This is a genomic window from Christensenella sp. (genome assembly GCF_034927525.1).
Classification (GTDB): domain Bacteria; phylum Bacillota; class Clostridia; order Christensenellales; family Christensenellaceae; genus Christensenella.
Window position 1 is genome coordinate 1 of sequence record NZ_JAYFPU010000219.1, and the last position, 7,165, is coordinate 7,165.

The following is a 7,165-nucleotide window of genomic DNA, read 5'->3' on the forward strand; positions in this document are numbered from 1 at the left end:
CGTACATGGTCGATATGCGCCACAGACTTCGCCGCCGCTGTCGGCCCGCTCACGTCAACGCCGTTTTGCGGCGAGATGCCGTCCGCGATCGGTTCACACGCATGGCGGCCGTCCGGCGACGCACCTGTCATCCAGCCAAACGCCACATAGGAGGAAACCGGCAGCAGAGACGCTACAAACGGGCCGTTCCGGTAACAGTTATACTTCTCCAGCTCGTCTAAGAACATATCCACTGCCAGCTTAGTAATATCGTCTACTTCGCTCTTGTCATTGCCATATTTATCGATCTTGTTCCACAGGAACAGCCGCGTGTCCTCATGGCCCTCAAAATCTGTTTTCATCATATTGACTAGTTCTTCCATCGTCATCATTTTTTCATCGAACACTGCCTTTTTCACCGCATAGAGCGCATCGCCTGCGTTGGCAATACCAATGCCCGAAGGACCTGTCCAGTTGTACCGTGCACCGCCGGCAGTCACATCCTTGCCTTGCGCAATACAATCGTCGATCAGCATAGAAGTAAAAGGCGTAGGCATATATTCTTCGTGTACCATGTCCACATAGTTATTCCACGTCACCAATCGCTGTGTACAATATTCCACCTGTTTGCGATACGCCTCCAACACATCTTCAAAACTTTTGAACTCTGCCGCCTCACCCGACGAAACAGATACCTGCTTTCCGGAGATCAGGCACTGCCCGTTTGTCAGGGCAAGCTCCACCATCTTGACCAGGTTGATATAACCGCCGTTGTAACGTCCCCATGTGTGAAGCGGCGCCGCTTCCACGCAGCCGATCAGCGCATAATTACGCGCTTCCTTTAATGTAACACCCAGCTTCATCAGCGAGGGTATGAATATCTCATCGCTTACCATCTGCGGCATACCGCTGCCGCACTTTACCGTCTCGATCACACGGATTTTGAATTCCTGCGGCGACCTGTTATGCAGGCGCACAGAAAAATTAGGCTGTGCCAAAAGAATATGCCTGTGCGCTTCCAAACACCTGTAGGATAAATCGTTGGTCGCATCATATCCAAGCTCGTCCTGCCCGCCCACGATCAAATTCTGCCCCATCGGATATCCGGCAAAGAAGGCTGCGTCTGCTTTATTGTAAAGCTTGATCGGCTCAGTAAACTTGATCCATACCGCCTCCAGCAGTCCCTGCGCTTCTTCTTTGCTCAGCCTGCCTTCTAAAATATCCCGCTCATAAAACGGATACATATACTGATCGAACCGCCCGGGCGAGATAGACACACCGTTGTCGTATATTTGTGGAATGACCTGTACGAACCAAAAGCTTTGCAGCGCTTCATAAAAATTACGTGCGGGAAACTCCGGTACGTGCGCACAGTTTTCGGATATCTTCAGCAGTTCCTGTTTTCTTTTTTGATCCGTTTCCTGCTCCGCCATTTCACGTGCCAACGCAGAATAGCGCCGCGCAAAGGCGATCACTGCCTCACAAATCGTTATGCACGATTCGTAGAACAGCTTCTTTTTCATAGAATCCGGCTCATACGGCTTTAAGTCGGCCATCTGCTGTGCGATCTGCTTTTTGATGCTGTCAAAGCCCAGCGTCAGTACCTTATTATAGTCGAACATCAGATGCCCCAAGCCGCCGCTCTCATGAATGCCCAGCGTAAATACGCTCGAATCGAACCGCAGCGCACGGATATCCTCCGTCATATACTGGAAAACGTTGTCCTCTAACGTTTTTCCCTTCCAGTAAGGATAAATCTCCTCCAAAAATTCCTTTTTGGCTTGCTCTGGAAACACAAATTTGTCCTGCGGACGGGATTCAAACATATCGATCTCGTCTTTGATCCATTCCACAGCAAACTCAGGGAACAGCGGCGCACTGCGCCGCTTAGACGATTGATGCCCCGCGATCAGTTCACCGTCCAGTATAAAAATGCTCATTTTCTGCAGGACCGCTTCAAAGGCACGTGCACGGCGTGTCAAGATGTGCAGATTCTCTGTATTCTTATATACTTCCGTCACGATCCTTGCCCGCTCAATACATACATGCGGAATCGTATCGATCAATGATTTTCGCTGCGCCTGCGTCCTCTGATAAATGGTATGATCCTGCGCAAGTACGTCTGATGGATCGAGTCCAAGTTGCAGCGTACGTCTTTTCAATATCTTTTCCATATTACGCCTCCAAATGCCCTTTTATTCCATTGTGTTTCCTGTAAATATCGTCAAAAAAAAGTGTTGTTACACCCATAGTATAACAACACTTTTTATAGAATACAAGTTTTTATAAGAAATAATAAGAAATTAAAAGTTTATGGAAAATACTGTCATTCGCCTTCGTGCTCGAGCACAGAGAATGCCGCCGCCTCGTCGATCGCAAGTACACTGATGATCCCGCTTTTCAAAGAAGAAAGGATTGCGTCCGTCTTTTCCACACCAACGGAAACGCCCATCACCTGCGGAATGCGCCGGATCGCCTCATACCCGATACCGATGATGCGTCCGCTGAACTCCTCCGCACAAGGCTTACCCTGCGCGTCGATCTGTATCCCGCAGATGTCCGCCACCGCGCCTTCCTTTTCCAGCTTTTCCATATCCGCGTCGCTCAAATATCCCGCCCTGCGCGAAGAACTCAGGGATTTTTGCGCCGCCCCCATGCCAACAAGGGCGATATCCACCTTTGCCGCACGCTCAAAGTGCCCCTTAATGTCAGGCTCCTGCAACAATAAGTCGTGCAGCTCCCTGCTTTGCACGATATACGGTACGCGCGCCACGTATGCGTCCCCGTTCAAAGTTTTGGCGATGCGCCGTGTGATCTCGCTGCCGTCCGTATCGATGCTCTTAGCGCCCATGCCGCCCACAAGCTGCACCACGTCCACCGAAGTATCCGCCATGTGCTTAAACATGGATGAGACATAATAAAGCGTCGTTCCCCACGACACGCCCAGCGTCATGCCTGTTTTGAGGTGCATACGCAAATAAGCGGCGACCGCCTCCCCCAGCTTCATCTTTGTCAGGTCTCGATCCGATTCCGAAGGGATCACGATCGCGTCACGCAGCGCAAACCTCTTTTTCAGCTTGTTTTGCAGCTCCTGATCGATGGACGACGTATCGTTGATATAAAATTCGACGATCTTCTGATCGACGCACGTCTTTAACAGCCGCGATACATTGGAACGCGAAAGAAACACGCTGTCAGAAATCTCCTGCTGCGTCTTGCGCTCGATGTAATACATCTTTGCAACCCTGATCAAAAGATCCTTCCGGGTCATTACCGGTCTTTCTTGACCATCCGCCTTTTTCCTCGCCAATTCTTTTCCCCGTCCTGCATTCAAAATATGTCTTATTCTACTCTGTTTTACAAATCGCGTCAATTCCCACAAAAAAGGACAGCCGCAATAATTTTGTCAGGCTGCCCTTCGAATCATACGATATCGTCGCCTATTGGATCAGGTACGTCCCCGATACGGTTGCCGATACCTCGATATCCTGTGGCGTAACCTGCGTCGCTGCGCCTTCTAGCTTCGAATCCATCGCCCCTGCCGCGTATTCGTACGGCATTACGCCGGATTCGGCACCCGATTCCGTGATAGAAACAGGGCGTACGATCGTATAACCGCCCGCCATAGCCATTGCCTTTGCTTTGCCGCCCACCGACTCCATTGCCTTTGACAGCGCCTGCATATATACCGTATCCCTATCCTGTACGTCAAACGAAAGCGAATACGTATAATTTGCGCCCGCCGCTGCCGCCGCGTCGATCACCGCTCCTACAGAGTCCACATTTTTCACTGTGACCTTGTAAGTGTTTTCCATCACCGTTTTTTTCGCGTCTTCATAGTCCTGATAGATGTTGATGTTTTGCGTCTGCACATCATCTTCACTCACGCCCTGTGCCTTGATCGCGCCAAGAAAGCTCTCTGCGATCTGCGCGTTCTTTTGCTGCGCTTCTTCTGCGCTGCTTCCTGTTGTGCGTACCCCAATAGAGACATACGCCACATCCGGCGCGACCTTCACGGTCTCCGTCGCACTTAACGTAAGCGTGCTTTGTTCCTGCTGTTTGTTCTCCGCAGAAGCGGAGGCCGTTGCCTGCGCCACCGTTTGATCATCGATCGGCTGCGGACGCTGTGCGCATCCCGCCATCAAGAACACACCAACACACACAACCGCGATCGTTACCAGCAAACTTTTTTTCATGACAATTCCTCCTCAAATACATCTTTGCACATTAGACGCATCAAATAGGATTTATGTTCCATACAGATCAAACGATTTGTTTTTCTTCTAAAATTTTACGCAGCTTTTCGCGGGCGCGGAACAACCGCGACTTGACCGTTCCCGGCGTAATAGAAAGGATTTCCGCTACTTCCTCGTACTTCAGCCCTTCCATATCCTTCAAAATGAGTACCATGCGGTATTTCTCGCTCAGCTCCTGCACCGCTGCGCGGATGCTCCTGCCAAGCTCGTTATTTTCCGTTTGCTCGGCCGGGTTCCCTTCCCTGCTTACCACAGCGTCACTGTATTCCTCCACCGGCACGGACGGCTTGCGCCGGCGCAACAAATCAAGACATGTATTGGCCACCACGCGGTACATCCATGTCGAAAAAGCAGACTGGAAAGAAAACTTGCGGATGCTTCCATACATTTTGATGATCGCATCCTGCGCCGCGTCCTGCGCGTCGAAGCTGTTCTGCATGAATTTATACGCAATATTATATATTTTGTTTTCGTATTGACCGATCAGCGCACAAAAAGCGTCGCCGTCCCCCTTCTGCGCCTTCAGTATCCACTCTTTTTCCTGCATAACCGCCCTTAAAAGCTGAATCGTTTTGATGTTAGAATAACTGCCTTATTATAACATGGTACTACAGAAATTTCAAAGCAGCTCCTTTTTGCGGCGCAGATTTCTGTGTTACTCGCCCAATACCTCTTTCAAATATTCGATCCCCATACGCGGGCTGGAGAGCACGGGTGTCTTTATGTGCGTAAGCAGCGGCAGCAGCACCGTCATACTGCCCTGTGCAAGCACGACGACATCACAATTTTCCGCGGCTTTTTCCACCTCGCCCAGCACCATCTCGTTGTGCCGATCACGGTCGCCCTGCTCGATCAAAACCATCATCGCGCCCTCAACCAGATACCTCTGTATCTCGATTTCCTTACCCGCCTTAAGCGCCGCGCGCTCAATGAGCCGGCAGCTTGGCCCTACCGTTGTTTCCACGGTAGCAACAACGCCTATTTTTTTGCCCAGCCGCACCGCCTCATGCGCCATCGCCTCATCGATCTTTACAACAGGCACGTCGATCATCTGTTTGAGCTCCTCCGCCACCTCGCTTACCGAGGAGCATTGGTTTAAAATTGCGTCAACCCCCAGCGACTGCGCATTTTGATAGTAAGAAAGCATCCTGCGGCGCACCGCCTTTGTAACGCCTCCGTTCGCGTTCACCTCCGCGATCAGGCTGCTGTCTATGATCTCCCACACCTTCACTTCCGGAATGATCTCTTTACACAGCGCGGTAAGCTCCGCAGACGAAACCGCGCTTGTCTGTACGATCGCAATCGATTTACCCATCCTGTTATCTCCTGTTTTTTTGATAGCCTTGTATTTGCGCGACAATATTTTTTAATGTATCCACATCTCCCACATTGCCCGGAAAAATAATATACGGCAGATCTGGATACCGGCTTTCCTCCCCCAGCTTCCACACGGGTATGCCCGCTGCCGCCTGCCCAAGTACCCATGCACGCTTTGCCCCCAGCGCTGCTGTCGCCGTTTCGCTGCTCGTGATCCCGCCCTTGGCAATGATAAAGGACGGTCTCTGCGCAATACTCTTCACAGTTTTCGTAACAGCGTCCGCCACGCTTACGGATAACGCAAGTTTTTGTTCCGGGCTCATGTCCGCCGGATCAAGAAGCGTGCGCTTTGTATACAGCACCGCGGTTTTCCCCGCAACGATCGCTTCCTCCGCCTCCCGTTTTACACGGTCGGTCTCCGCATCCAACAAGTCAGGCCGCAGCACCAAGTCCGAATCAAGCTCGATCGGTTGCAGCTCCGGCAATGTCAGTAAATCCTTCAATTGTTCTGTAGAGCGCTTTACATGGGAGCCTATGACGACCAGTCCGCCCCGCCCAGAACCGTCGCACAACTGCTCGCCCGTCAAAAAGGACGAATGCTCAATACGTCCCAGCACACGCGGAAGCGCCGCCGCCGAACGGAAAATAAAATGCTTGCCCTGTGCCATCACGTCAAGCAGCGCAAGCACAAACGCTTCGAGGTCAGTATATTCCACCGCATTGACGATCATCATACCGCCATTCAAATGTATTAACTTCTCTTTGACCGCTGAAAGATCACTTCGCAGTTCTTCAAGCGAAACACTGCACACATCCCGCGCCAAAACAGCGCCGGACGTTTTTTCCTCTACCCAGTCCTTCAGGTTTGAAGAATGATAGCCAAAGGTCGCGTCATGTGCAAATTCCGTTTCACCCGCCGGAATATAGTCTTCATCCTGTTTTACATAATGGATATCCCCCGCCGTCACCCTGCCGCCCTCCGGAAAGAAGGGACAGATGACCTCACCATCCAGAAAGTGACCGTTTTTCATAAATTCGTCTTTTAAAACCGCTGTTTCCAGCGGCCAATGCCCGCGCAACGTCGAATCTCCACGGCTGATCACCAAGAAATCACGCCCGCTTTGCTCTGCCATCTCACAAATATTGCGGGCGATCTTTCGATGCTCGCTCTCTGTTTTGTCCGCGGAAAAGCTGCGCGAATTTGTCAGCAGGAAAAACATATCCTGTGTTGCCTGCATGCCTGCCATCACGCTTTCCTTGCCATACTCAGTAAAGACAGGGATATCGTGCACTGTCTGCGTACCTGTCGGATCGTCGTCCAGCACCACAATTTTTTGACTTTGTTGTTTTACCGCACGCTCCAGCTCCGCCTGGAGACTGCCGGGTCTTCTGGGGGGAATGATACAAAAATCCATCTGATGCCGTCCTTATCGCTCTATTTATTCAAATATTCATCGATGCTCTGCGCAGCAGTCTTGCCCGCGCCCATCGCAAGGATAACAGTAGCAGCGCCTGTCACAGCGTCCCCGCCGGCATATACGCCGGGGATGGACGTCGCACCCGTTTCTTCATTTGTAATAATGCCGCCCCACGACTGCGTCTTAAGCTCCGGC

General features: G+C 51.3%; 6 protein-coding genes and 1 pseudogene. All 7 read right to left on the reverse strand.

Translation table 11 applies throughout. The annotated features are described in order from the left end of the window. Positions 1 to 2,153: glycyl radical protein (locus VB081_RS09110; protein WP_323400506.1), on the reverse strand; the 2,153-nt coding region annotated here is incomplete at its 3' end. A 152-nt stretch (positions 2,154 to 2,305) separates the two neighbouring features. Beyond that, positions 2,306 to 3,250: a sugar-binding transcriptional regulator gene (locus tag VB081_RS09115; RefSeq protein WP_323400507.1), complete on the reverse strand. Its 945-nt coding sequence runs from the start codon at positions 3,248 to 3,250 to the stop codon at positions 2,306 to 2,308. A gap of 169 nt (positions 3,251 to 3,419) precedes the next feature. Next, on the reverse strand, positions 3,420 to 4,175 hold the full coding sequence (locus tag VB081_RS09120; RefSeq protein ID WP_323400508.1) for an SIMPL domain-containing protein: 756 nt from the start codon (positions 4,173 to 4,175) through the stop codon (positions 3,420 to 3,422). Between the two features lie 67 nt (positions 4,176 to 4,242). After that, positions 4,243 to 4,782, reverse strand: a complete 540-nt coding sequence (locus VB081_RS09125) for an RNA polymerase sigma factor (protein ID WP_323400509.1) — start codon at positions 4,780 to 4,782, stop codon at positions 4,243 to 4,245. Positions 4,783 to 4,890: 108 nt separating this feature from the next. Further along, positions 4,891 to 5,550: an aspartate/glutamate racemase family protein gene (locus VB081_RS09130; protein WP_323400510.1), complete on the reverse strand. Its 660-nt coding sequence runs from the start codon at positions 5,548 to 5,550 to the stop codon at positions 4,891 to 4,893. Positions 5,551 to 5,554: 4 nt separating this feature from the next. Next, on the reverse strand, positions 5,555 to 6,967 hold the full coding sequence (locus VB081_RS09135) for a four-carbon acid sugar kinase family protein (protein WP_323400511.1): 1,413 nt from the start codon (positions 6,965 to 6,967) through the stop codon (positions 5,555 to 5,557). 20 nt (positions 6,968 to 6,987) lie between these two features. Further along, positions 6,988 to 7,165: pseudogene (locus VB081_RS15035) on the reverse strand (dihydropyrimidine dehydrogenase); the annotation flags it as partial.

Coding starts and splice junctions, on each gene's coding strand:
- VB081_RS09130 (WP_323400510.1), bottom strand. CDS start 5,550: ATGGGTAAATCGATTGCGATCGTACAGACAAGCGCGGTTTCGTCTGCG.
- VB081_RS09115 (WP_323400507.1), bottom strand. CDS start 3,250: ATGACCCGGAAGGATCTTTTGATCAGGGTTGCAAAGATGTATTACATC.
- VB081_RS09120 (WP_323400508.1), bottom strand. CDS start 4,175: ATGAAAAAAAGTTTGCTGGTAACGATCGCGGTTGTGTGTGTTGGTGTG.
- VB081_RS09125 (WP_323400509.1), bottom strand. CDS start 4,782: ATGCAGGAAAAAGAGTGGATACTGAAGGCGCAGAAGGGGGACGGCGAC.
- VB081_RS09135 (WP_323400511.1), bottom strand. CDS start 6,967: ATGGATTTTTGTATCATTCCCCCCAGAAGACCCGGCAGTCTCCAGGCG.